Genomic DNA, 646 nt, shown 5'->3' on the forward strand with positions numbered 1-646 from the left:
GTAAAGGACCCCGTTATGCATAACCTGTTTATCTCCTACGAACTCACCAGCCCGGAAACAAACGGTGAGCGTGTGAAAAGAGCGTGCCGTTCATTGGGCAACTCAACCCCTTTGGTTGCCAATAACTGGTATGTGAATTCCCAATTCAATGCCGATGAAGCCCTGCGCCGTATTGGTGGTGCGTTTGGGGAAGGGGATAGGCTGATTATTGCCAACACCAAAACCGATTCTGTAGTGTGGTTAGGGCTGGGTGAGCGTGAAGCGCAGCGTATTCGTCAGAACTGGAATATGAGCCTCAAGGCCCCTGAGTCTGTTGCGGCCGCTGCACTTCAATAAACAATTTTGATGCAAAAAAACAAAACCCCGGTATTGCCGGGGTTTTGTTTTTTTTGAGGTTTGCTTTTTGATCAATTTCATTCGGTTCAGTCCCCCCCCCCCTTCATCTCAAGTGATTTCTCTCTTGGTGATGTTGACTCCCTACAGCTCGCGCTACGCATTTTTTAAATCTGGGCTATGCCAAATCCAACTGAATATTGATATATTCAGCGGGTTTTAATATAAAGAAATTATAACGTCATCGCCTCTCATTTCCATTGGATAGCGGAGGGGCGACAGGATTAAACATTCGCAATAGGAATCTAGGAAA

Annotated in this window: 1 protein-coding gene; it reads left to right on the top strand. The window is 46.3% G+C overall.

Annotated features, from left to right (window positions below; translation table 11 throughout):
- The first annotated feature begins 15 nt into the window (after positions 1-15).
- Entirely contained in the window at positions 16-336 is a 321-nt protein-coding gene (locus tag D0C16_RS22550; protein ID WP_151034423.1) for a hypothetical protein, read from the top strand.
- Positions 337-646: the final 310 nt, after the last annotated feature.

This window comes from Cellvibrio sp. KY-GH-1 (assembly GCF_008806975.1).
In the GTDB taxonomy this organism is placed as follows: domain Bacteria; phylum Pseudomonadota; class Gammaproteobacteria; order Pseudomonadales; family Cellvibrionaceae; genus Cellvibrio.

What these genes read in the sequence shown, in the direction of transcription:
- D0C16_RS22550 (WP_151034423.1), top strand. Translation starts at nt 16, where the DNA reads ATGCATAACCTGTTTATCTCCTACGAACTCACCAGCCCGGAAACAAAC.